This window comes from Pantoea wallisii (genome assembly GCF_002095485.1).
GTDB classification, from domain to species: Bacteria; Pseudomonadota; Gammaproteobacteria; order Enterobacterales; family Enterobacteriaceae; genus Pantoea; species Pantoea wallisii.
The window spans coordinates 26,500-45,075 of sequence record NZ_MLFS01000042.1 but is presented as its reverse complement, the minus strand read 5'-3'; the positions used below and the strand labels follow the sequence as shown (position 1 = coordinate 45,075).

Sequence of the window (18,576 nt, the reverse complement as noted above, 5' to 3'; positions counted from 1 at the left end):
GTCCCCTGCAGACGTCTAACGCGTCATTCAAGTTGTTGCACCATATAGCTTTTATGAGATTGGGTTAAATTTTTACCCAGCAATTTACCCATTGCAGCCGGAAATCAGCTTGTTTTTGAATTCGAGGTGGTCACGATATTTCCAGCGGGAACGTCCACTGATTTTGATGGGCTGGCAGAGGGTGCCGTCTTTAATGCGGTCGTAGATGTAGGTCTTGCCGAAACCAGTATCGGCCATGATGAACTTCAGGTCAACGAGCGTATCCTCGCGAATTTCCATGATTGCCTCCGGGCGATGGTTTACCTGTGACATGACGCTGTCACTTCACAGGTAGCTGAAGATAATTTTGATTACGATGATTGCTGCGATGGTGATGATGAGGTGGAGAGGGGTGATCATGCGGCTGGCTTCAGGAAGAGAATCCAGTGTGTTTTGTCGCTCTTTCCGGTGCGCTGCCAGATTGTTGGCTTGTGGTCGGTGAGGACGATGACCTTCTTTACGGGAATCTGAGTTTCATTCCATTTAAATACCAAGGTGCCGTGTGGCCGCAATACTCTGAACGCCTCCGCAAACCCAGCGCGGATATCGTCTGGCCACGTCTTTCTATCGAGTGCGCCATACTTCTTTTTCATCCATGCTTCGGCGCCAACTCGCTCTAGGTGAGGCGGGTCAAACACTACTTGGGCGAAAGTGTTATCAGCGAAAGGAAGTGCACGGAAATCTGCGATGATGTCCGGGCTGATTTGCAATGTGCGTCCATCACACAGGGCATGCTGCTCTTCACGGCGATCAGTGAACACCGCTCGGCTATCCTGCTTATCCATCCAGAACATGCGAGAACCGCAGCACATATCCAATATGCTTACTTCAGACATAACAACTCCTCACGCAGAGCGAGATAAAGGTTAATAGGGGTGGGGGATTACTTTGTTGTAATGGGGTTATGCTGGCTGGGTTGCTCTTTCGTATTGCTCTCTACTAACAAAAACATCCTTGCAGTCATCGGTTACCCTCACCCATCTGAGTATTTCCTCTCCATATCCGGAGTGGTCGTTTTCATCAGCGTTAAGCCAGTAATAAGCACACTTATCTGGTTCTTGCACGTAACCATAAACCTTTCCTTTCGATAGTCCGCCCGCATCCTGGGCTATGTAATTCACATGCTCAGGCCATCCACCGTGCTTTGGCAGCTCCTGAACTAACAAATCAATCAGCTTCATGCCGCCCCCTTAAACTGCTTAGCCCGTTCTACCTTCTGATAATCCTCACCACACTCCTTGCTGCAGAAGCTTCCCTTACTGATAGCCTCCTCGCAGTAGTGGCACTTGCCGGTAAACTCAATGGCAGGGCGCTGGCGGTTCTGTAGCGCTACATCCAATGTTCTCTGTATTAACTCTGAGGCTTCGTCTGCTATGTCGCACATAGTGATTCTCCAGATTTTGGTCACAAAAAAACCGCTCTCGCGGCTATCGGTAAACAGGTGAGCACTCAAGCTGCGCCATTGGCCGGCGCTGCAGTATTCGCTCTTTGATGGATTCGCAGGCTGCCTTGTCGGGATAAATGCGTTCGGAAACAGGAAGGGGCAGGCCTGATGCAATGATGAGGGCAAAGCCGATTAGCATGGTTGCTCCGTCTTGCGGTAAAGAGGTATGTCTTTATTGCCAAATTTAACCGGGCTGCATTCGAAATTACTGTGATGGCTTCGCAAGGCAACTCCGGCATCATCAGTGAAGCAAAATGGCGCACTAAACGCCTTGCGCAGCGCCAGCAGCTCCTTTGCCATAGCTGAAGCATCACCACACTGTACGTGGTCATCTTCAGAAATTTTCTCCAGCCTCTCATCGCTAATCATGATTTCACCTCCCCTCCACGCGCTTAAACTCAATGACCCACACCCACGGGTTAGCCTGCCAGCTTTCCTCACCGCTTATGGACTCCCACAACCCACAAAAAGAATCAACGGCAGACATATTGCAGCGGAGACCATTTTTAGTGCCGAGCGGGAAATATTCGTGATACATCTGCGGCATTTCAGGTTCATGCGGGTACGGCTCAATCCCTTCTGCTACTGCATCCTGTTCGCTGATATCCTTCAACCGCTCCACACGAACGCCGGTAATCTCCAGCGTTATGCGGGAAGCCCAGCGCGGCATGTGGATGGATGGGTGCCAGCGGAAAGGCACGTGTACATCGCTTTCAGGGCTATAAATACCGCGCACACCATCCACGACTTCGATGTCCAATCGCCGATCATCATCGCTGCGTACCAGACACGGTCATTTGGGTAGTAATTCGCAAAGTCTTCACTCCACGTCTCACGCACCCACAGGCGATCACCTACTGCACCGAACGGGCTGGTGTAGCCTTCATCCTCGCTGGCCACACCAAACACCTGCTTCTTAGCTGGCTGAAGGTAGCCATCTTTATCGACCACGCCGGGCGTATACCAGCGCGCGGTAAAGTCCGTTTCCAGCTCCATATTCATCGGGGAGAAATCAGCCGAGGGCTGCACCTTCATAATCCGGCGCGTCTGCGTCTTGCTGCCGTTCAGGACGGCGCGCACCATGTCGCCGTTTAAGAGAATTGGGCGCTCTTTCATGGCTTCACCTCTGTACGCATATTCCATGCTCTGGCGGCCATATTCAGCTTGTCACGGCCAACCATCTGCGCTGATTGAGCGTCACAGCTGTGGCAGCGAACGATTGCTGAGCGGTCAGGACAGTCTTCTTCGTACTGGGCGAATACCTCTACGCTCTTAGAGCCGCAGAATGGGCAGGGTTTAAGCTCAATATCAGCCATCACGCACCATCCTTCTTGCTGATCGTGATCGTCATTGCAGCCACAAATCGATCACTGCCTCTAATCGTGCCCAGGCTTTTGAAAAACCATCATGAATTCGTCCATCGAAGTCATTGAGAAGTGTTGTACAGGCCCCAATGCCCAGCTCCGCATCGTTTTCAAAAGCAAATGAGCACACCATCGGCATTTTGTGTTCTTTACAGATATCGATGATTTGCTTCATCAGCGGGCTTATCTGCTCGTCGTAAACACTTTCCAGGTTATATAATTCTTCCATCACACACCATCCTTAGCTGCATCGGCGCGGAGTTGGCCGGCGAAATGAACAGCGGCAGCAGCTATCGCAGCATGCCTACGCTCTCCATCACCAAAAAGCGAGTCGCCATCCAGCGTATCGACAATGCGCTGATGGTTTTCTGCCAGCATCTCCACACCCTCAGCACGCACAGTGTTGAGGATGGCGTCAGCAGCTGGGGTTTCAACGTTAGGCAGTAGGGTGTAATCACACCACTCAGTGAAACCTTCAGCGCAGTTATCACCCTCTTCAACGGCTCGCAATCCCGTCATTGTTGCGCGCTGCATGACGATACCCCATACCACACCCCCAACTTCATCGGACCAGCCATCACAAGCCTGCTCGCGATAGTATGCGATCTCTTCATTGGCAAATTTCCGAGCTTCATCTGCCGTTTTGAACTCTTCATATCCGCAATCCCCGCCATAAGCGAAGAAGCCCTGCGGCCCGGCTTTCAGCGCCGCATTCTCCGCCGCCAGCGCATCCCGATTTTGCTGCAGGGCGGCAATCTGCATGTCACGCCAGCCAAGCTCAGCGGCGATATCTGACTTACTGTGCAGCTGTTCCGCTGTCATAGCCATGACATGGTTTCCATAGAAATTCCCCGCGCGGTCCATTTCCAGCAAATCACGTTCTGCATAATGCTTCTTCATCTCTTTCCCCTTATTAGCCAACCGGGTACAGGCCGGCTTTCATTAACCTTTCGCGGCGCTGCGCGGCTTCTGTGCACTGCCGCCTCTTCTCTTCGCTGCGGTTGACTAACTGCTTTCTGCTTACACAGCAGTCGTTGCGTGTGGTGGGTAAAACGCGGCGCGGCTTCCTTGCGAGCGTGTAGGTACGGTCGATTGCCCGGCCAACCTTCACAGGGTCAGATGCCTCAACTTTCATTGTTTCTCCCGGGCGGCGGAGAAGGTCTTGAATGTTGCTGTTGAACTCCGCGAGGGACATATTAAAAAGGGCGCATAATTCGCGCCCGGTCTTCGGTCCTTTACTGAGTTGCCACGCCAGTCTTTCCTTAAACCCGCTGTTGGGGTGGTTGTTGCGGCGGTAGTGGGCAATCTTGCGCATGATTATTCTCCCGGGGCGTTGTCCAGTACGCTGTATTCGGCGCTGAGAACTGACGCGTTATCCTGGTCAATGTCGCTTTCGGCTTTCTCATCGAGTACAACAGCCTTCTGCATTTCGATACTGACCGGCAGGTATTTGAACAGGCGACGGATGACAGTTTTCTTTGCCATCTCCTCCCAGTGCGTTACCCACGGGCCATTGCCTGATGCTTTGCTCTGCGCCTTAACCTTGTTGACCTGTCCTGTGGTCATCACCTCGAACTGTGTGCCGCCATCCTTGAGGCGTGCTACGGCGTAAACGTGGGTAATCTCAGCATCTTCATTTTCGCCCGGGCGGTGAATCAGGTTCTCTTCCAGTCCGTACTCGAAGCTGAATTCATCACCTGCGCGCACGACACGGGCTGACAGGCTGACTATCTGGCCGGAACGGCGGGCAAGGTCAATCATGCCGCGGTAACCAATAATCAGCTGTACGTTTGACTGGCCTGATTTAGCGCGTCCGTTGCCGAAAGGCAGGAGGTAAGCATGGCCTAGCGCGCCGCCGGGCTCCAGTCCGAGCTGTGAGCACTGTACGACGGCACCGATAAAGCTGCTCTGGTCACACTGCGCCAATGCTGGCGTTTTGCGAATCTCGGTCGTGACAATTCGAATCATGCGGTCGGCCGTCATGTGACGTGGTAGCGCCGCGGCAAGCTGGCTTTTCATTGCTGGCTGGTTCATGAAGCCGACAAGCGTCTGCTCCGGAGTTCTTGCTACCTGATTGCCCTGTTGCGTTTTCTGCAGGTCAGCAGCTGCCAGTGGTGGCTGGTTAGACATTTCGGATTTCCTTAGCCCAAGGTGGAAGCGATAAAGTTGCGATGCCCGGCCATTCATTCCGTGACAGGCATTCTGAATAGGTGATGAGGTTTGACTGATACTCGGCGCGCCCGGCGGCTTTGGTCTCTTCGTCCAGGAAGAAAACCTCTGTCGGATATCTGCCGCAATCAATGGTGGTGCTGGTGACGACAAACACGAAAGTAGGGCGCTCGCCAAATTGGGCGGCATACCCGTCTGTGTAAAACGCGTCCTGAACGTGATAGCGCAGGTCGTAGAATTCCCGCCTGAACTTCTTCATATCCGCGGTGGTTTTCACGTCGACAATCCAGTGCCAGTCAGGGATAAATTTATCCGGCCTGCAGCGGCACAGGTTGCCCGTGCTTTCGTCATTCCAGTAAATCGAGGCCTCAGCATGGCCCTGCGCTGCAATCATCTGCTTAGCGATAGGGTGGGCCATTACCGAGCCTCGCATCAGCTCAACCTTGCGTGCGTCGTCGTGCGTTATGGGTACCGCACCGTCCTTTTCGCACTGTTCAAAGAACTCCTTTTCCTCGGCTTTCCCTGCGTGGTGCGCCGGTTTACTTCCGGGCCTACGCGATACATATCAGCAAATCGCTCCGGCTCCAGAACTGCGCAGTGGAAGTCCGTTCCGAGGTCAAGCGCTTTCGTTTTTTCGTTGTCTACCGGCGCATCCTTACGCCACTGGAAAATTGCAGGGCTGCGGGCAATGTCGTCCAGCTGCGACTTACTGATGCCGGGCCCGGAGTGATACGCCTCGTTGCTGATGTCGTAGTAAATTCCCGGCTCCATCACGCCACCTTATGTATCAGTGCATTTACGCCGCGCTCACGTTTGCCGGTATCTATCATCAGCTCCCGCAGCACCTCACCCAGCTTTATGTGCCAGTCGTCGTCATGGTCCAGCATGGCAACAGCGTTGCGGTCATAGTGCTGGCTCAGGAATGCGATAGCAGCCATTGTCAGCGGGTTAACCTGGTGCCGTGCCTGCCAGTCATCCACATAGCCGGCAACCTCCTGCAGGTCATCATCCGGCAGAGAGTCGGCAATGCTTTGCACCTCTGCGCGGTCTCTCTGCGTCAGTCGAATGTTCATTTGCGCTCCTGCATGCCGAGCATTTTCAGCATCTGGTTGATGAACGGATAATCCTGAGTGCGATCAATCTGGCGCTGACGCTCAAGCTCTTCCTGCTGCTTGCGGTACTGTTCCGCTGGTGTTGGCGCGCTCATGGCTGGCCTTCTTGTGTGATGACCTGAACCAGACGCTCCCAAAGCTGCTGCAAGCGACTCTTTGGCTGCCAGTGCATAACTTCTGCGCCGGTCAATTTGAAAGCGAATTGGCTTGATACAGATGTGTTGATAGAGGAGCTACCCAGATGGGCAGCCCCAGCAGTTGCAAATTGCATGGGTAACTCCTGATTAAATTCGGTGATTGGTGTTGAAAAAAGAAGCCAGCATTGCGCTGGCTAAGGGATGATAATTTGTTAATTACGCCCGCTGTCTCAAAGCTAAAGCGTGGTGCGTAGCACCTCAAAGCCGTCTAAGCAGACAGCTTTACGGTGTTACTCAGCAGGTGGTTCGGGCAGCGGCATCCAGTGAGTTACCTGAAACGCTAAATCATCCCAATCGGTCATCCCTTCGTTATTGTTAGTGTCGCAGTCCTGAAAAACCCTCCTCCCGAAAGCAGTGTGATACCATGAGGTTCCAATTCCATATGAGCCGAAAGTTAAGTATTTCCCGTCCAGCTCAGGCTTCATTTCACTGCACTTAATCCACTCCATACCCTCTCTCCTGTAGTGGTTACTGGCCAAGCGCCTTAAATATTGCGGCTCTCGCTTGGTGATTGCGTGGTCAGGCCCATATTCCTCATCATCTGCCACTCTTATCAGAAGGCCCTGAAGCGCCTCTAAGAGCTCAGGTGCCGCTGCTATCAGGTTGGCGTTTGCCAATGTCTGCTCTCTGTTCGGCAGGAACTCTTCGCTACTTTGTAAATAACAAATATCAGAACACCCATCAGCCATGACGTTGATGCAAAATATGTCTTTATCGGAAACGCAATTATGCTCAAAACTCCACTTACCCGGCGTACCCTTAAATCCTTCCATCACTCCTCCCACTTACCGCACAAAAATAAACCCGCTCGGGGCGGGTTATTTACCATTCGTAATCGTGACTTGGCGGTACAGTTGCTTGCGTGTGTCCGATATTGATAGCCTTATCGGGCGCTCTGCCATCGCTACCAAGCCAGTCAACACAACGCTGTGCTACCTGCCGGTTTCTTTCGGCGTGCTGTAGTCTCATTTCCTGTCGGCGCTTAAATGAGAACAGAGCATCATCCTTGTTGTGCGATATAGCGCGACACCGTCCTGCATACTTCGGAACACGCCGCTCGCGTCCATACAGGCATTCAAACCCATACTGATTTACCGTATGAGCCCTGACCATGAAATAACACTTGGTTTCACGTATCGCTTTGAACGTTTTCAGTGTTATCTCAATTCCATGCTGAGTGATGACTGCGTCATATCGATAGAAAAAGCGCTCCTCCATACTCACCTCTCTTAATCTCTGCTGCGTCCACGATGGGTGGACAAAAAAAGGCTGCGGGTTAGGCAGCCTTATTCTTCGATGTATTCCCAGTTTTCGTTGTAGCCATACTCTTTCGGGTCAACGTCTGGGCGGGTTAGCTTGAAAGCGAATTCTGTCCATTTGCGCTTTTCATCCGGCGATTGGTCTCCCCATCTCGGCGCGATGTCGCTGGAGTGGATGAGGTCGCCCTTGATGTGGTACTGACCACAATTAGAGCCGGTATCTTCATCCGCGTATCGGATCTGAAACTCAAGATGAGGGAAGCTCTTTGCCATTTCTTCGAAAATTGGGTCGGGACTAGCCCATGCAGTATCGAAGCGGATCTGCAATTCGGCGCCTGATTCAGCGTGGCGATTGAGTCGCTTTTTAAACAGTCGCTTGGCGTAAGCTGTGACATGCGTCTTGCGGTGACGATAACCGAGCTTAACGCGTTCTTTTACCTCAGGAATCGGCATCTCAACGTCATATGCATTCCACTTGGTTCCCCACTTCATTCGTGACCAATCGTACCAGGAATAAAATCCGTAACGACTTTTGTTGTCTACCCGAAGGTGTGCTTGCTGAATCACCTTTTTGATGTAACTTGATTTCGAACCTCGCAGTCGAAGCTTTTCAGTAACTTCAGCAATATCCATGACATCGCCAAAGTAGAAGTCAGCCATGGGCTTCCCAGCAATAGCCGAAGCCATCATTTCAACATCACTACTTTCATCGATATGCATGCTCTTTGGCATGCGAGTGATGTTATTGAAGTCGATGCGGCCGTACTTATTGGTGACAGAGCGAATGAATGCGGCGCGCTCTTTGTTGGTGCCGCCAATGACAGTGACCTCATTGGTAATGTGATTTGGCATTATTCCCTCACTTAATGATGTGCGTTGCGTCTTTGCGAATCTTGCGATGCCCCGCCTGATACAAGGCAACATCCGGTAAGCACATCGCTGTGCTCTCATGCTTCTCACGCAGACTCGGTGAGGTAGTGGCGCGCTCAACTCGCGTCATGTGCTTCGGTGCTACTGCTACAGCTTCAGGCTCAATGCCAAACGCTGCGTCGATGATCGAACAAATGGTGTCACGCTCTATAGCCACCGCACGGCGGCGAGCATGGCGACGAGTCTTTGCGTTCTCAGTTACTGATTTGCCGTAAGTGATTACTGTCATGGTGGCCTCCTGAAATGGTTTTGGTGGTGTGGTGATCGCGGCACTGAGTCGCCACTCTCACTTATTTCCTGAGCGCCCTGTTTCTGTATTGGCAAAAAACTATCTGCCCAGCCGGTTTTCAGGTCTTATCACACTGCTAGCGTTGCGCCTCGCTTGAGGACACCGCCACCACACCCCAAACCCATCTCGTTTGGTTGTTCGCGCTTTGTCAGCGCACCTGTTCTGTTAAAGAGCTAACTTCCTGTTCCTACTGCCTCAGCGTCCTGCTGATGGACTTAGAATATGCGCATCACGCATATGCGTCAAGCGCATAAAATAATAAATTGGTAGTTGTCGGGGTAAAATTAGATGATGCGTTTGAATTTAAAGGAAAAATAATTTTGCGGGGTATAATGCGGCAGGCACAAAAAAGCCCGCATATAGCGGGCTGTGAAGTAGGGGAGTCTTACCCGTGGCGTCTGAACTGCTGCGACTGGCTGAGCATGACCCGGCCAGAGACGTGCAGCATCGGCATTTCTTCTTCAGAAATTGACCACTCACGGTAACGAGGGTTGTCTGATATGACGATCAGCTCGCTTTTAACTTTCTGCAGGCGCTTAACAAACATGTCGCCATTGAAGTTGAATACGTAGATGCCATCGCCATCGAAGTTGCTTACAGCAACGTCTACAAAGATAAGGTCGCCAGGCTCGATCGTTCCTTCCATGCTGTCTCCGCGCACGTTGATCAGCTTCACAGATGACTCTGGACGATTGCCAAAGATTACCCGCGCCTGGTCCGGAACATATTCAATCGACCTTATGACTTCGACAACATCTTTGGATGGCGAGCCATCTCCGGCGCTCGCTGAAACATCAAGTACATCAATCCTGTACACATCTTTTCTCCCCTTTTTTATAATGGAACTTACACTGTATGAATCTACAGTATCATCAGGTTCATTAGAAGAGAATAGCTCAGATACAGGAACTGAAAGCGCACCCGCAATTTTTTCTATCAGGTCAGAACTGTAACCCTGCTTGCCGCGCTCAAGGCGTGACAGGTTGCCCACGTCGCTATCAACACGCAGGGCCAGCTCATTGAGTGTCATCTTATTCGCTTTGCGAATATGTCTAATCTTGTCGCCTATTTTCATGGCGGTTATTTAACCCTTTTTTATGCGTGACACGCAAAGCGCCTTGCGCATATTTTCTATTTCGCATATTATGCGTATAGCGCATTACGGAGGTGCATTATGACAACGCCATTACGGAAAATGCGTGTAGAGAAAAAGCTAACAATTTCCGAAGTTGCCATCGCCACAAAGTTAGACGTTGGCAACCTCAGCCGGATTGAGCGGGGGATTCAGGTCCCATCACTCGAAACGGCAGAGAAATTATCTCAGTTCTTCAAAGGCAAGATTACTGAGATGCAAATCCTCTATCCGCAGCGATACATGAAAGCAGCTGATACCGCAGCTTAAGAACTGCCGCTCTTTACCAATCTGATCCGCCGACAACGCGGGAACTAATTTAAGTGGCAATCCCCCACGGATTGCTCACGCAACTACCTATTTAAGCTAAGGAAATAGTAAACAATGGAACAGGCAAATTCACGCAAATCTACCATTGCGTTTATCGGTCGCCACTTACTGGCAACCGCACACCAGGCTTTAACGAATACCCGCCAGACAGTTGTAGCGAAGATGCTCAACGTAGCTGACTCCACCGTGCTTCGTCGGACGGAGAAATACCCGGAACTGATGGAAACTCTCGCCGCTAGCGGTGTAGAGGATTTTGTCATGCAAGGGGAAAAGAAGATGCCGCTTGAGCAGTATCGCTGGCTGATGACGGTAGCGATGGAATTCGCGAAGTTGCAGTTGGAAATGACCAAAGAAAAAGCCCCGAGCTGCGCTAACAGCTTCGAGGCCTGATGCGAAATGACTGGATCAATTCACAGGAGTCATTATGTCAAAGAAACACGTTGTGTACCAGGCAGAAATGCACAAAAACCTTGCCCGAGTCGAGTTCTGCAAAGCGTTCAACCCGAAGGTGGCTGAGAAGCTGAAGCACATTCTGGAAGAGCACAGAGCGAAGGAGAAAGGGCAATGAGTACAGCCAGATTATACGATTTCAGCGCTGCTCATGAGCGCAGGAGTTCGCGGATGGAAAACCAAAAGCAGGGGCACTTCGCACTGTTCAGGAGCCTTCTGTCCAAGGAATGGGCCAGTGATACGGCGAAGTTTGCTCTGTGGGTGAGGATAATTGGCCAGGCACAATACAAGTCACGCACTGTCGAGTTCGATGGTGTTTCATGGGATTTGCAGGCTGGCCAGCTCGTTACGAAAGTTTCAATTCTCGCCCGGAAATTAAAGGACTCCCAAGGTAACGAGAAGTCACCAAAGCAAGTTCGTGACATGCTCGAATTCTTCACCAAAGAGAAGATGATCACCTTCTCCGGGAACCGGCACGGAACGGTAATTACCATCATAAATTACACCGATTATCAGGGTGATTTTGAGGTAACAAACGAAGTAGGTAACGAAGTAACAAACAAACGCAGTGCTGGCGCGGCTTCGGGAGTGGTAGGGGTAACAAAGCAGGTAACAAACGAGGTCGAACAGAGTAAGAAGTTATTAGAACAAGAATATAAAAACATTACCCAAACCCGCGAGGCGGGATTGAGTGGTGAGAAAAAATTAACATCCCGTCAGGCAGGTACAAATCCCCGAGCCAGAGGAACCAATCCGAGGGCTGCCTTGCCAGACTTTGACAGGCCGCTTTTTGTTCAAACATGGAATCGAAAAGCCGAAGCGTTTGGCCTGCCAAGAATCAAAGGCATCACAACCACCACAGAGAACGGCATCAAGCGGCTCTGGAAGTCCTACCTGAAGCACTGCAAAGACACCGGCAATCAGCCAACCAGCGCTGATGCATTTCTCACTGGTTACATCACTCACGGCTATAAGCCTACGCGTTGGGCGTGTGGCGAGAATCCTGATGGAACCAAGTACGGCATCGACACTGCGTTAACCCAAAAGATGATCGACAAAGTCATCAGCGAGGAGGTATGACATGGACAGTTTAGATTTCGAGCAGCAGCTGATTGGTTCGATGCTTCTCAAGGGTGATCACGTTGACTGCAGAGACATCGCCAGCAAGCTTCCTGTTGAGTCGTTTGCCAATCACCACCTGCGCAGCATGTATCAGGCAATCGTGAAGCTGCTGGACAAGGCTGAGCCAATCGACCCGTTCAGCGTGCGCGACTCCATCCCGGAGGAAAGCCGTGATTACGTCCTGCAAATCGCTAAGCAGTGCAACTCTGCAGCGAACATCAAGGCGTGGGCTAAGCGGGTTCGCCAGTGCTGGATGCTGCGAAAAGGTGTGGAAGAGCTGAGCAAAGCGGCACAGCTGCTGGCCAGCGCAAACACGCAGAACATCAACGAGAGCATTGCCACCGCAACCGGCCTTCTGGCCAAGCTGCAGTTTGAAACCAACGATAAACTTCCGCGCCGCATCGGTGACATGATCCCCGATTACTTCAACATTCTGGAAGAGCGCATGAAGGGCACGGATTCCGGTCTGTACCTGCAAACCGGCATTGAGGCACTGGATAACGAGTACGGCGGCTTTGACCGAACCGACTTGATTGTCATCGCTGGACGTCCTGGCATGGGTAAGACGGAGTTGGCCATCAACATCTCAAACTCAATCGGCCGGCAGAAGGGAACGGGACTGCTTATCTCGATGGAAATGTCGGAGACACAGGTTGTCGAGCGTCACATCGCTGACCGTGGCGGTATATCAATCGGCACACTTCGCAACCCGTTAGGCATGAGCCAGGAGGATTACACGAAGCTTACCGGCGCCACCGGCACCTTGCTGGATGAAAAGAACTTTGTTCTTGTTGGTTCGTTCACCATCGACGAAATCATTGCTCAGGCGGAGCGCATGAATATGGACGGCGGCTTAAGCTTCCTGGCCATCGATTACCTCGGGCTGATCCCGATGCCGAAAGCAGAGCGTGCCGACCTGGCCATCGCTGAGGTCACCCGCAAGCTTAAGCAGTTCTGTCTGCGCAACAAGGTTCCGGTGATTCTGCTGGCCCAGCTCAATCGTAACGTTGACGGCCGCGCCGATAAGCGCCCGAACATGGGCGATCTCGCAGGCTCCAGCTCTATCGAGAAAGACGCTGACGTTATCGTGTTCCCTTACCGTGATGAGATTTACAACGAGAACACGGACATGAAAGGCCTGGCAGAAATCATCATCGGAAAGTACCGCTCTGGCCAGCCAAAGACGTTCTACATGGGCTGGAAGAATGGACACTTCGTTAACGTCGATCAGCAGGCCGCTGCGCAGCAGTATTCCGACAACAAAACCAAAGAGCAGCCGGCCAATGACTGGCGCTATGGGGGCAGTAATGGATGAAATGACAAACGAAATCAGGCTTGAGCTTCGCGGCAACGAGGCATTCAGGCATGTGATCGAAAGGTGCCTCGATGAGACAGAGCTAATTATAGGCTTCTGCCGGATCTATGAGGTGGAGCTTCCTCGCCAGCCACGTAACGGCTTAGAAGCGATGATTAATGAGGCTACAGGGTACCGTCAGGACACTTACTTCAAGTTCTTCGCCGCATTCATACCGTTCGTCTACCGCGTGGTATATCTGCCGATTAGAGCGTAGTTCGAGCGCGATTCCCGTTCCGATAAAGGCGGCAAGAGAAAGGGTGGGTTCTGATGGAAAAGTTAACAGCACCTCAGCAAAAGTTTCTAGACGAAATGGCGAAAACTAAAAGCCGCGAGCGCAGCCCCTATCACCGCGTAGCTAACGCACTGCATAAAAAAGGATTAGTAGCATTCGCGTTTCCTGTTGGCTGGTTTGTAACACCCAAAGGTATGCCATATGTGACCCCGGGAAAAGGAAATACCAAATGACCAATCTAACTCCCAGTGAAGCCAGAAGACTAATCGACAAGCTACACCACAACCAAACCAAAGAGCACGGCATATCGATACTGGAAGAAAAGTATCTGGCTGCCCTTGAGATTGCGCTGCCCATACTGGAGCAGCAGGAGAAGGAAGCCGCCACTCAGATTGAGAATGATGGGAGGGAAGGATGAGCGTAAAAGGCGATGCATATTACATCTCAGCAGTGCAGGGAGCAGCTGACGAAATCAGTTTTAAGGGAAGCTTCGACTGCCAGATTAGCTCAATGAATGGCAGGTTCGGCATCACGCTCTTTGATGAGCATTACGATGCAGGTGAAGGTGATATATCCGATGCGGCAAATCTCGCCCTTGCAACACTGCATGAGATTGCCAGTGTGAACGGCAAGCACCTCGCCATGTATCGAATGCAGGCAGATGTGAGCACTATCGACCTTAGCGGCGTCATGTCCATAAGAATGGTCGAGGAGAAGCCATGAACAACGTAATCCCCCTCAGACCTAAGCATCAACCACTCAAAGACACACACTCAGCCATCATCACAGCACTCAAGATGATTCGCGAGGGTGGCCACAGCACTCAATCAATCGATCTGCTTCTCAGCGCAGCAGCAGACAACCTCTATGACTACGTGGAGACAATTGAAGGAAGGTAGCAGTGGATAAACAAACTTTCTTCCTGCGTAACGAGCAGGTGCGACGAAACCTGATAGAGCAAATCAACAAACTCCCCCTGAACGACCACCATCCCCTCACTGTACGCATCACCGACTTCGACCGCTCACTACTCCAGAACAGCATGTTCCACGCGCTATGCGGCGATGTGGCGCGTCAGGCTGTCTGGATGAATGAGCAACGAACAGCGGTGCAGTGGAAAACGCTCTTCGTGTCAGGCCACTCAGTGGCGACAGGATTGGGTGCGGAAGTAGTTCCGGGGCTGGAAGGTGAGTTCTGCAACATCAGGGAATCAACCGCAAAAATGGGCATAAAGCGCATGACCAGTTTAATCGAGTACTCAACAGCGTGGGCAGTCGGCAACGGCGTTAACCTGCGCGAGGTGCGTTACTCAGGCGACTATTTTGGGAGGGCAGCATGAAGAGAAGACCATTTACAGAGCACGAGATAAAAACCATTAAAAGCCTGGCAAAGAAATGCCCCCCGGCGCAAATAGCAAAACGACTCAACCGGCCGGCATCAAGCATCCACTCCTTCATCAAAACTCACAATCTTCCGGCCGCTATCCAGACCTATAAAAAGGTTATGTCCAGTGACGTCAGGAAGGTTGTAGAGATGCGCCAGTCTGGCCTGAAGTACAGGGAGATAGCTGAGCGGACAGGAATTAACGTAGATATGTGCGGATATATATACAGGAGCTACGGATGCGCATGACCTGGTTTTCTCACCCTGAGCCCCTCGACACCAAAACCGCTGATGAACTCCTCTCCCGATACGCCGCCCGGCACGTAGAAGCAAAAAAGACACTGGCATTTGACCCGCGATTCTGGACGGTCAGCGCACTGCTGCCTGAAAGCAAATACGGGCCAATACCCAGCAAGCAGTTTGAACAGCCGATATGGAGCAGATGATGAAAGAGCGCTGCATCCGCTGCCACACCATCCTCACCAGCGAGGATAAGCACTTCCACGGCATCAGATGCCATACATGTGAAGAGGACTATTGGTATGCAGAACACTTCGACTACTTCCCACTCCGATGCGCCTGGCGATACATCTGCTATCAGGTGCGCTGGCTGTGGTGCGCCTCTTCCGCCGGATTGGGTATATGCCTGCGACCAGTGCTGCGCTGGCTGGATGGAAAACGAGAACAATCGAATGCACGGAGGGAGCGCTAAATCATCCCAAAATGCTTCATAGCGCTTTCAATCATCACTCTCTTATCGTCTGGACACTCATACACTCTCGATTCTTCCGAGCGCCTATTAGGTGCTGGCTTCATGTCGAAGCCATTTAAGTGTTTTACGTGAGCTATATGACAGGTTTTGACTACGACACCAAAGGTCGTTTTCACATAATCGTGAATCTGTTTGTAAGTCGCCATGAGTAGTCTCCAGAAATTGAACAGGAGGATAATAAATGGCTAAAGGCAATATGCCAAAGCCGAAGCAATGCCCAATCTGCACCACCGAATACATCCCTCGAAGTTCTCTCCAGAAAGTCTGCCACAACTACAAATGCGCCATGGAATTCAACAGACAGGTTGATGAGCGTAATGCTGCGCGTGAACAGCGCAAGCAGGACAAAGCAGACAGGGCGGAATGGAACAAACGCAAGGCAGATGCGAAGCCGTTAAGCCACTGGATAAACATGACCCAGCGGGCATTCAACGACTACATCAGGGCGCGGGACGGGGATATTTGCATCAGCTGCGGCAGCACAACGGCGGCCAGCTACCACGCCGGGCATTTCAGGACAACAGCGAGGGCAACACAACTAAGGTTCGATGAGGATAACGTCCACAGCCAGTGTGCATCCTGTAACGTGCACCACTCCGGCGCCATCGGTCCATATCGTATCAACCTCATCACCAAAATCGGCCTTCAGCGCGTTCTGGCGCTCGAATCAAACAATACACCTCACCGATATACCCGCGAAGAGTTAGACGCCATCAGGGCGCGCTATAGGGCTTTGCTCAGGGCATTGGTAAAGCAGAGAGAGGCAGCATGATTGACATCGTCAGCTTATCTGGTGGGAGAACATCTGGATACCTTGCTCACATCAAGAAAGAGCAAAACCCGGATACGGAATTCATCTTCATGGATACCGGTGCAGAGCACCCTAAGACATACGAATTTATACGCAACATTGTCGAACACTGGAAAATAAAACTTACCTGCCTCCGCGTTATCCCTAATCCGGAAATGAACAAGCCCAGCACTTACGAAATACTCAGTGTTAACCAGATAGGCCCCGACCTCGAGCCATGGAAGCGGATGCTCAGTAAGTATGGTCACCCATACGTTGGCGGCGCGTTCTGCACCGACAGGATGAAGACGGTGCCGTTCATTAAGTACTGCGATGAGCATTTTGGCAGGGGGAATTACACAACATGGCTAGGCATGAGAATTGATGAACCCAAGAGGATATCGCCTAAACCCAGCATCAGATACCTGGCGGAGATAAGTGATTTCGAAAAGCAGGATGTAATCAATTGGTGGAAAGAGCAGCCGTTCGATCTGGATATTCATGAGCATCTCGGCAACTGCGTTTTCTGCATCAAAAAGAGCCTCCAGAAAGTAGCTCTGGCAACAAAAGACGAGCCAGAAATGGCAGCTCAATTTATGCAAATCCTTCAGGACTTCGACACTAAGCCAGACAAGGTGATGTATCGGAGTAACACCTCACTGGAACAGGTAATCGCTTTATTTTCCGACACCGGAAGAGACGAACTCGCCTCAAGGATGACATCCATGCGCCAGTACGACACGGGTTCCTGCTCTGAAAGTTGCGAGGCATTTGGCGGGCAGATGGGGTTCGACTTTTCAATGGAGGCGGCATGAACCGAATGACGCTTGAAATGGAAAAACTACACGCTATAGCCAATGGAGACGATTTCAAGAAAAGATATTTAAAGATAAAAAATTATCACAAGAATCATTTTCCAGAATACCTCAAAGAGAAGTGGCTGCACCTGCGCATGTACAAGCGCAAAGACGGCTTTGCAGTTGACTACCGATTACTCAAACGCACAGCGAAGATGATAGGAGCGCATTATGCCGGTACGCGAGCTTAACCTCAGCAAAGAACAGCATGACTGGCTGAATGGATGGCTGGAACTATGGGGGGCATGGGTTTATTCAGGAAGGTTTGATAAGCGCCAGAGCAGCATGATAGCGAACTGGATGGCGACTGTTGAGCCGCAATCCTATCCTTACCGGCCAATGTGTAACGATGATGACGGACTCTTGATTTCTCAGGTCGTGGACTCCGTCATGTGCATCGATAAAAAAGCCTTTGGCATCCTGCTCAGTTACTACGCGCACGGCTCATCTAAGCGTGCGATTGCATCTTACTATCACAAGGTCGCAAGTCCCCGCAAAATGTCAGGGAGGGGTGGAGAAAGCATGCGCCGCCCATCCATGATTACTTGTCGCCGGGAAGTAGATGAAATACTCAACGCAAGTTTGTTCCTGTTGCACGATCCTCTGCTAAAAGCATTTAACGATCGCAAACAGGTATCGAAAATTAGAAAAGTCGCATAGTTAGTATTGACAGTAATGAGCCAATGAGCCAATATGCGCATATAGAGTGCCGTTAGTGACTTCTAAGCTTGGCGGCGCCACAAGTTCCATCACTCTGTGATAATCAAAGCGCCCTGCAGCCTACCAGTTGCCAGGGCCTTTTTGTTGGCAGTAGTCAGAATTATTGAGTGATTAAAGGTTAGCGTGCTAATAGTAATCACAGCAGCAAAAGTTAAAACTGCATCGGAATTATCTGAGACTATTGTCTCGCCCCTTCAAGAGCTAAGCCATTAAGAGTGCCGGAGATAAGCGCCGGGTGGGGTACATCAAATTCAAGAGGTCGCCAACAGGCGGCCTTTTTTCGTTTTAGCGCCATCCCAAATCAAATGATTTCCCCAATGCTGTGTAGGGGTGAGCGCTCTTTTCCTACGACTACAGACGGCACCAAGCGAATAGCGAGGTGTATATGAGTATTGATATGAGCAAACTGGCTTCAGGCGCAGCGTATGGCGCGTCAGCCGGGACGATTGCCAACGGTCTGCTGACCCGGCTTAGTCCCGATGAGTGGAGCGCTGTAGGCGTCCTGGCCGGTATCTTGGTCGCCCTGCTAACGCTCGGCATCAACTGGTATTACAAACGCAAGGCCACTCTGGCGCAGATTAAGGCGCTTCAACGCTGGCCTACCACGCCCGACCTCACCGAGGATTAA

35 protein-coding genes and 2 pseudogenes are annotated in these 18,576 nt (G+C 51.4%); 19 read left to right on the top strand and 18 right to left on the bottom strand.

Annotated features, from left to right (window positions below):
* Positions 1-84: 84 nt before the first annotated feature.
* From HA48_RS15005 to HA48_RS14925, 18 genes and pseudogenes are all read right to left on the bottom strand, one after another.
* Positions 85-279, bottom strand: a complete 195-nt coding sequence (locus tag HA48_RS15005; protein ID WP_039379359.1) for a helix-turn-helix transcriptional regulator — start codon at positions 277-279, stop codon at positions 85-87.
* Between the two features lie 116 nt (positions 280-395).
* Positions 396-875 (bottom strand): class I SAM-dependent methyltransferase, encoded by a 480-nt coding sequence (locus HA48_RS15000; RefSeq protein ID WP_128602042.1) that lies wholly within the window; start codon positions 873-875, stop codon positions 396-398.
* A gap of 66 nt (positions 876-941) precedes the next feature.
* On the bottom strand, positions 942-1,220 hold the full coding sequence (locus tag HA48_RS14995) for a hypothetical protein (RefSeq protein ID WP_128602041.1): 279 nt from the start codon (positions 1,218-1,220) through the stop codon (positions 942-944).
* Between the two features lie 395 nt (positions 1,221-1,615).
* Positions 1,616-1,852: a hypothetical protein gene (locus HA48_RS14990; RefSeq protein WP_128602040.1), complete on the bottom strand. Its 237-nt coding sequence runs from the start codon at positions 1,850-1,852 to the stop codon at positions 1,616-1,618.
* A 4-nt stretch (positions 1,853-1,856) separates the two neighbouring features.
* Positions 1,857-2,599: pseudogene (locus HA48_RS22960) on the bottom strand (hypothetical protein).
* Complete coding sequence (locus HA48_RS22955; protein ID WP_128602039.1) at positions 2,596-2,799, bottom strand: Lar family restriction alleviation protein; 204 nt, start codon at positions 2,797-2,799, stop codon at positions 2,596-2,598. Before HA48_RS22955 ends, HA48_RS22960 begins: the two are co-directional and overlap by 4 nt.
* Before the next feature lie 31 nt (positions 2,800-2,830).
* A complete protein-coding gene (locus HA48_RS14975; RefSeq protein WP_128602038.1) occupies positions 2,831-3,079 on the bottom strand; it encodes a hypothetical protein in 249 nt (82 codons plus the stop codon).
* The gene (locus HA48_RS14970) at positions 3,076-3,675 is read right to left on the bottom strand and encodes a hypothetical protein (RefSeq protein ID WP_128602037.1); all 600 of its coding nucleotides are present in this window, start codon (positions 3,673-3,675) and stop codon (positions 3,076-3,078) included. The genes HA48_RS14975 and HA48_RS14970 overlap by 4 nt, the downstream gene beginning before the upstream one ends.
* Positions 3,676-3,760: 85 nt before the next feature.
* Positions 3,761-4,162 carry a hypothetical protein gene (locus HA48_RS14965; RefSeq protein WP_128602036.1) on the bottom strand — a complete coding sequence of 134 codons (402 nt, stop codon included), beginning with the start codon at positions 4,160-4,162 and terminating at the stop codon, positions 3,761-3,763.
* Positions 4,163-4,164: 2 nt separating this feature from the next.
* Positions 4,165-4,977: a recombination protein RecT gene (gene recT, locus HA48_RS14960; RefSeq protein ID WP_128602035.1), complete on the bottom strand. Its 813-nt coding sequence runs from the start codon at positions 4,975-4,977 to the stop codon at positions 4,165-4,167.
* Positions 4,970-5,787: pseudogene (locus HA48_RS14955) on the bottom strand (PD-(D/E)XK nuclease-like domain-containing protein); the annotation flags it as partial. The pseudogene HA48_RS14955 and the gene recT, both read right to left, overlap by 8 nt.
* The gene (locus tag HA48_RS14950; protein WP_128602034.1) at positions 5,787-6,089 is read right to left on the bottom strand and encodes a hypothetical protein; all 303 of its coding nucleotides are present in this window, start codon (positions 6,087-6,089) and stop codon (positions 5,787-5,789) included. The gene HA48_RS14950 and the pseudogene HA48_RS14955, both read right to left, overlap by 1 nt.
* Positions 6,086-6,223, bottom strand: coding sequence for a hypothetical protein (locus HA48_RS22075; protein ID WP_158086971.1), 138 nt, complete (start codon positions 6,221-6,223; stop codon positions 6,086-6,088). Before HA48_RS22075 ends, HA48_RS14950 begins: the two co-directional genes overlap by 4 nt.
* A complete protein-coding gene (locus HA48_RS14945; protein WP_128602033.1) occupies positions 6,220-6,399 on the bottom strand; it encodes a hypothetical protein in 180 nt (59 codons plus the stop codon). Before HA48_RS14945 ends, HA48_RS22075 begins: the two co-directional genes overlap by 4 nt.
* Positions 6,400-6,555: 156 nt before the next feature.
* Entirely contained in the window at positions 6,556-7,098 is a 543-nt protein-coding gene (locus HA48_RS14940) for a DUF551 domain-containing protein (RefSeq protein ID WP_128602032.1), read from the bottom strand.
* A 513-nt stretch (positions 7,099-7,611) separates the two neighbouring features.
* Positions 7,612-8,436, bottom strand: a complete 825-nt coding sequence (locus HA48_RS14935) for a DUF1281 family ferredoxin-like fold protein (protein WP_128602031.1) — start codon at positions 8,434-8,436, stop codon at positions 7,612-7,614.
* A gap of 7 nt (positions 8,437-8,443) precedes the next feature.
* On the bottom strand, positions 8,444-8,743 hold the full coding sequence (locus HA48_RS14930; protein WP_128602030.1) for a transcriptional antitermination N peptide: 300 nt from the start codon (positions 8,741-8,743) through the stop codon (positions 8,444-8,446).
* Between the two features lie 445 nt (positions 8,744-9,188).
* Positions 9,189-9,878, bottom strand: coding sequence for an XRE family transcriptional regulator (locus HA48_RS14925; protein ID WP_128602029.1), 690 nt, complete (start codon positions 9,876-9,878; stop codon positions 9,189-9,191).
* Between the two features lie 99 nt (positions 9,879-9,977).
* On the opposite strand from HA48_RS14925, the gene HA48_RS14920 reads away from it, so the two are divergent.
* The 19 genes from HA48_RS14920 (at position 9,978) to HA48_RS14830 (ending at position 18,576) form a co-directional block, all read left to right on the top strand.
* Positions 9,978-10,205 (top strand): helix-turn-helix domain-containing protein, encoded by a 228-nt coding sequence (locus HA48_RS14920; protein WP_128602028.1) that lies wholly within the window; start codon positions 9,978-9,980, stop codon positions 10,203-10,205.
* 114 nt (positions 10,206-10,319) lie between these two features.
* Entirely contained in the window at positions 10,320-10,655 is a 336-nt protein-coding gene (locus HA48_RS14915) for a hypothetical protein (protein WP_128602027.1), read from the top strand.
* Positions 10,656-10,689: 34 nt separating this feature from the next.
* Positions 10,690-10,833: a hypothetical protein gene (locus tag HA48_RS22210; protein WP_167377156.1), complete on the top strand. Its 144-nt coding sequence runs from the start codon at positions 10,690-10,692 to the stop codon at positions 10,831-10,833.
* A gap of 53 nt (positions 10,834-10,886) precedes the next feature.
* On the top strand, positions 10,887-11,795 hold the full coding sequence (locus HA48_RS14910) for a replication protein (RefSeq protein ID WP_244182863.1): 909 nt from the start codon (positions 10,887-10,889) through the stop codon (positions 11,793-11,795).
* A gap of 1 nt (position 11,796) precedes the next feature.
* On the top strand, positions 11,797-13,152 hold the full coding sequence (locus HA48_RS14905; RefSeq protein ID WP_128602025.1) for a replicative DNA helicase: 1,356 nt from the start codon (positions 11,797-11,799) through the stop codon (positions 13,150-13,152).
* A complete protein-coding gene (locus tag HA48_RS14900; protein WP_128602024.1) occupies positions 13,145-13,408 on the top strand; it encodes a hypothetical protein in 264 nt (87 codons plus the stop codon). The genes HA48_RS14905 and HA48_RS14900 overlap by 8 nt, the downstream gene beginning before the upstream one ends.
* Before the next feature lie 53 nt (positions 13,409-13,461).
* Positions 13,462-13,659 (top strand): hypothetical protein, encoded by a 198-nt coding sequence (locus tag HA48_RS14895; RefSeq protein ID WP_128602023.1) that lies wholly within the window; start codon positions 13,462-13,464, stop codon positions 13,657-13,659.
* Positions 13,656-13,844, top strand: a complete 189-nt coding sequence (locus HA48_RS14890; RefSeq protein WP_128602022.1) for a hypothetical protein — start codon at positions 13,656-13,658, stop codon at positions 13,842-13,844. Before HA48_RS14895 ends, HA48_RS14890 begins: the two co-directional genes overlap by 4 nt.
* On the top strand, positions 13,841-14,149 hold the full coding sequence (locus HA48_RS14885) for a hypothetical protein (protein ID WP_113655434.1): 309 nt from the start codon (positions 13,841-13,843) through the stop codon (positions 14,147-14,149). The genes HA48_RS14890 and HA48_RS14885 overlap by 4 nt, the downstream gene beginning before the upstream one ends.
* A complete protein-coding gene (locus tag HA48_RS14880) occupies positions 14,146-14,325 on the top strand; it encodes a hypothetical protein (protein ID WP_128602021.1) in 180 nt (59 codons plus the stop codon). Before HA48_RS14885 ends, HA48_RS14880 begins: the two co-directional genes overlap by 4 nt.
* Before the next feature lie 2 nt (positions 14,326-14,327).
* Positions 14,328-14,765, top strand: a complete 438-nt coding sequence (locus tag HA48_RS14875) for a recombination protein NinB (RefSeq protein ID WP_128602020.1) — start codon at positions 14,328-14,330, stop codon at positions 14,763-14,765.
* The gene (locus HA48_RS14870) at positions 14,762-15,058 is read left to right on the top strand and encodes an RNA polymerase sigma factor sigma-70 region 4 domain-containing protein (RefSeq protein WP_128602019.1); all 297 of its coding nucleotides are present in this window, start codon (positions 14,762-14,764) and stop codon (positions 15,056-15,058) included. The genes HA48_RS14875 and HA48_RS14870 overlap by 4 nt, the downstream gene beginning before the upstream one ends.
* On the top strand, positions 15,049-15,255 hold the full coding sequence (locus tag HA48_RS14865; RefSeq protein WP_128602018.1) for a hypothetical protein: 207 nt from the start codon (positions 15,049-15,051) through the stop codon (positions 15,253-15,255). Before HA48_RS14870 ends, HA48_RS14865 begins: the two co-directional genes overlap by 10 nt.
* 96 nt (positions 15,256-15,351) lie before the next feature.
* The gene (locus tag HA48_RS23045) at positions 15,352-15,543 is read left to right on the top strand and encodes a protein NinF (RefSeq protein WP_128602017.1); all 192 of its coding nucleotides are present in this window, start codon (positions 15,352-15,354) and stop codon (positions 15,541-15,543) included.
* Positions 15,544-15,762: 219 nt separating this feature from the next.
* A complete protein-coding gene (locus HA48_RS14850) occupies positions 15,763-16,353 on the top strand; it encodes a recombination protein NinG (RefSeq protein WP_128602015.1) in 591 nt (196 codons plus the stop codon).
* The gene (locus HA48_RS14845) at positions 16,350-17,186 is read left to right on the top strand and encodes a phosphoadenosine phosphosulfate reductase domain-containing protein (RefSeq protein WP_128602014.1); all 837 of its coding nucleotides are present in this window, start codon (positions 16,350-16,352) and stop codon (positions 17,184-17,186) included. The genes HA48_RS14850 and HA48_RS14845 overlap by 4 nt, the downstream gene beginning before the upstream one ends.
* A complete protein-coding gene (locus tag HA48_RS14840) occupies positions 17,183-17,419 on the top strand; it encodes a hypothetical protein (RefSeq protein WP_128602013.1) in 237 nt (78 codons plus the stop codon). The genes HA48_RS14845 and HA48_RS14840 overlap by 4 nt, the downstream gene beginning before the upstream one ends.
* Positions 17,400-17,888 carry an antiterminator Q family protein gene (locus HA48_RS14835; protein ID WP_128602012.1) on the top strand — a complete coding sequence of 163 codons (489 nt, stop codon included), beginning with the start codon at positions 17,400-17,402 and terminating at the stop codon, positions 17,886-17,888. The genes HA48_RS14840 and HA48_RS14835 overlap by 20 nt, the downstream gene beginning before the upstream one ends.
* Before the next feature lie 445 nt (positions 17,889-18,333).
* The gene (locus HA48_RS14830) at positions 18,334-18,576 is read left to right on the top strand and encodes a phage holin (protein WP_128602011.1); all 243 of its coding nucleotides are present in this window, start codon (positions 18,334-18,336) and stop codon (positions 18,574-18,576) included.

What these genes read in the sequence shown, in the direction of transcription:
- HA48_RS15005 (WP_039379359.1), bottom strand. Translation starts at nt 279, where the DNA reads ATGGAAATTCGCGAGGATACGCTCGTTGACCTGAAGTTCATCATGGCC.
- HA48_RS15000 (WP_128602042.1), bottom strand. Translation starts at nt 875, where the DNA reads ATGTCTGAAGTAAGCATATTGGATATGTGCTGCGGTTCTCGCATGTTC.
- HA48_RS14995 (WP_128602041.1), bottom strand. Translation starts at nt 1,220, where the DNA reads ATGAAGCTGATTGATTTGTTAGTTCAGGAGCTGCCAAAGCACGGTGGA.
- HA48_RS14990 (WP_128602040.1), bottom strand. Translation starts at nt 1,852, where the DNA reads ATGATTAGCGATGAGAGGCTGGAGAAAATTTCTGAAGATGACCACGTA.
- HA48_RS22955 (WP_128602039.1), bottom strand. Translation starts at nt 2,799, where the DNA reads ATGGCTGATATTGAGCTTAAACCCTGCCCATTCTGCGGCTCTAAGAGC.
- HA48_RS14970 (WP_128602037.1), bottom strand. Translation starts at nt 3,675, where the DNA reads ATGGCTATGACAGCGGAACAGCTGCACAGTAAGTCAGATATCGCCGCT.
- HA48_RS14965 (WP_128602036.1), bottom strand. Translation starts at nt 4,162, where the DNA reads ATGCGCAAGATTGCCCACTACCGCCGCAACAACCACCCCAACAGCGGG.
- recT (WP_128602035.1), bottom strand. Translation starts at nt 4,977, where the DNA reads ATGTCTAACCAGCCACCACTGGCAGCTGCTGACCTGCAGAAAACGCAA.
- HA48_RS14950 (WP_128602034.1), bottom strand. Translation starts at nt 6,089, where the DNA reads ATGAACATTCGACTGACGCAGAGAGACCGCGCAGAGGTGCAAAGCATT.
- HA48_RS22075 (WP_158086971.1), bottom strand. Translation starts at nt 6,223, where the DNA reads ATGAGCGCGCCAACACCAGCGGAACAGTACCGCAAGCAGCAGGAAGAG.
- HA48_RS14945 (WP_128602033.1), bottom strand. Translation starts at nt 6,399, where the DNA reads ATGCAATTTGCAACTGCTGGGGCTGCCCATCTGGGTAGCTCCTCTATC.
- HA48_RS14940 (WP_128602032.1), bottom strand. Translation starts at nt 7,098, where the DNA reads ATGGAAGGATTTAAGGGTACGCCGGGTAAGTGGAGTTTTGAGCATAAT.
- HA48_RS14935 (WP_128602031.1), bottom strand. Translation starts at nt 8,436, where the DNA reads ATGCCAAATCACATTACCAATGAGGTCACTGTCATTGGCGGCACCAAC.
- HA48_RS14930 (WP_128602030.1), bottom strand. Translation starts at nt 8,743, where the DNA reads ATGACAGTAATCACTTACGGCAAATCAGTAACTGAGAACGCAAAGACT.
- HA48_RS14925 (WP_128602029.1), bottom strand. Translation starts at nt 9,878, where the DNA reads ATGAAAATAGGCGACAAGATTAGACATATTCGCAAAGCGAATAAGATG.
- HA48_RS14920 (WP_128602028.1), top strand. Translation starts at nt 9,978, where the DNA reads ATGACAACGCCATTACGGAAAATGCGTGTAGAGAAAAAGCTAACAATT.
- HA48_RS14915 (WP_128602027.1), top strand. Translation starts at nt 10,320, where the DNA reads ATGGAACAGGCAAATTCACGCAAATCTACCATTGCGTTTATCGGTCGC.
- HA48_RS22210 (WP_167377156.1), top strand. Translation starts at nt 10,690, where the DNA reads ATGTCAAAGAAACACGTTGTGTACCAGGCAGAAATGCACAAAAACCTT.
- HA48_RS14910 (WP_244182863.1), top strand. Translation starts at nt 10,887, where the DNA reads ATGGAAAACCAAAAGCAGGGGCACTTCGCACTGTTCAGGAGCCTTCTG.
- HA48_RS14905 (WP_128602025.1), top strand. Translation starts at nt 11,797, where the DNA reads ATGGACAGTTTAGATTTCGAGCAGCAGCTGATTGGTTCGATGCTTCTC.
- HA48_RS14900 (WP_128602024.1), top strand. Translation starts at nt 13,145, where the DNA reads ATGGATGAAATGACAAACGAAATCAGGCTTGAGCTTCGCGGCAACGAG.
- HA48_RS14895 (WP_128602023.1), top strand. Translation starts at nt 13,462, where the DNA reads ATGGAAAAGTTAACAGCACCTCAGCAAAAGTTTCTAGACGAAATGGCG.
- HA48_RS14890 (WP_128602022.1), top strand. Translation starts at nt 13,656, where the DNA reads ATGACCAATCTAACTCCCAGTGAAGCCAGAAGACTAATCGACAAGCTA.
- HA48_RS14885 (WP_113655434.1), top strand. Translation starts at nt 13,841, where the DNA reads ATGAGCGTAAAAGGCGATGCATATTACATCTCAGCAGTGCAGGGAGCA.
- HA48_RS14880 (WP_128602021.1), top strand. Translation starts at nt 14,146, where the DNA reads ATGAACAACGTAATCCCCCTCAGACCTAAGCATCAACCACTCAAAGAC.
- HA48_RS14870 (WP_128602019.1), top strand. Translation starts at nt 14,762, where the DNA reads ATGAAGAGAAGACCATTTACAGAGCACGAGATAAAAACCATTAAAAGC.
- HA48_RS14865 (WP_128602018.1), top strand. Translation starts at nt 15,049, where the DNA reads ATGCGCATGACCTGGTTTTCTCACCCTGAGCCCCTCGACACCAAAACC.
- HA48_RS23045 (WP_128602017.1), top strand. Translation starts at nt 15,352, where the DNA reads ATGCAGAACACTTCGACTACTTCCCACTCCGATGCGCCTGGCGATACA.
- HA48_RS14850 (WP_128602015.1), top strand. Translation starts at nt 15,763, where the DNA reads ATGGCTAAAGGCAATATGCCAAAGCCGAAGCAATGCCCAATCTGCACC.
- HA48_RS14845 (WP_128602014.1), top strand. Translation starts at nt 16,350, where the DNA reads ATGATTGACATCGTCAGCTTATCTGGTGGGAGAACATCTGGATACCTT.
- HA48_RS14840 (WP_128602013.1), top strand. Translation starts at nt 17,183, where the DNA reads ATGAACCGAATGACGCTTGAAATGGAAAAACTACACGCTATAGCCAAT.
- HA48_RS14835 (WP_128602012.1), top strand. Translation starts at nt 17,400, where the DNA reads ATGCCGGTACGCGAGCTTAACCTCAGCAAAGAACAGCATGACTGGCTG.
- HA48_RS14830 (WP_128602011.1), top strand. Translation starts at nt 18,334, where the DNA reads ATGAGTATTGATATGAGCAAACTGGCTTCAGGCGCAGCGTATGGCGCG.